Here is a 679-nt window from a genome sequence, read left to right on the forward strand (position 1 = left end):
CCGGCAAGCTCGCGGCCTGACCGGACAGAGGGGAACCCTTGCCCGGGGTCACTTCCGAAGCCGGCCGGCCGGCTTTTGGTTCCGGCATGATCCGGTTCCATTCGTGAATGGCCCGGTTGGCCCGTTCCCGAAACGTCGGATCGTTTTGGTAATTGCTCAGAAACAGCACATCCCGCATATCCTGACTCATGTCGTGCAAATCCTTTTTCCACTTTTCGATCATCGGTTTGGCTTCGTGCGGGAGAAAGGGACGACCTGCCCAGTCCCGGGGACCAGTCCGTCCGCTGTATTTATTCGCCAGATGGGAGTTGATCTGGCCGGAGGGCAGTTTGCTTAAAGGGTCGTCCCAGTGTTTGGTGAAGTCGGGAAGATCGGTTTCCGCCTTTTCCACTCTTTCCGCCCTTTCTTTTTTGGCCGGTTCGGCTTTTAACGGCCCGGTTTGGGGAAGGGGCGTTTCCGGTTCCATTGCCGGGGTCAGGCCGGTTGGAGCCGCGGTAAAGCCGGGAGCGTTACTGGCCGGTTTGTTCAGGGTTTGCTGTCTTTCCAGCGCTTTCCTTTGCCGCTCGAGTTCTCTTTGCTGTTTGTCTGCCCAGCCGTTTTGTTCGTCGGGGTTCTGGCTGCCGGAAAACCTCTCTCCTGCTGAACCGAAGTGGTTTTCAAAGTCGTTCATGGTTTTCTT

1 protein-coding gene is annotated in these 679 nt (G+C 57.1%); it reads right to left on the reverse strand.

What is annotated here, in order from left to right; genetic code table 11:
- Positions 1–670: hypothetical protein (locus tag OFAG_RS06435; RefSeq protein ID WP_196806217.1), on the reverse strand; the 670-nt coding region annotated here is incomplete at its 3' end.
- Positions 671–679 lie beyond the last annotated feature (9 nt).

Source organism: Oxalobacter paraformigenes (assembly GCF_000158475.2).
Taxonomy (GTDB): Bacteria; Pseudomonadota; Gammaproteobacteria; order Burkholderiales; family Burkholderiaceae_D; genus Oxalobacter; species Oxalobacter paraformigenes.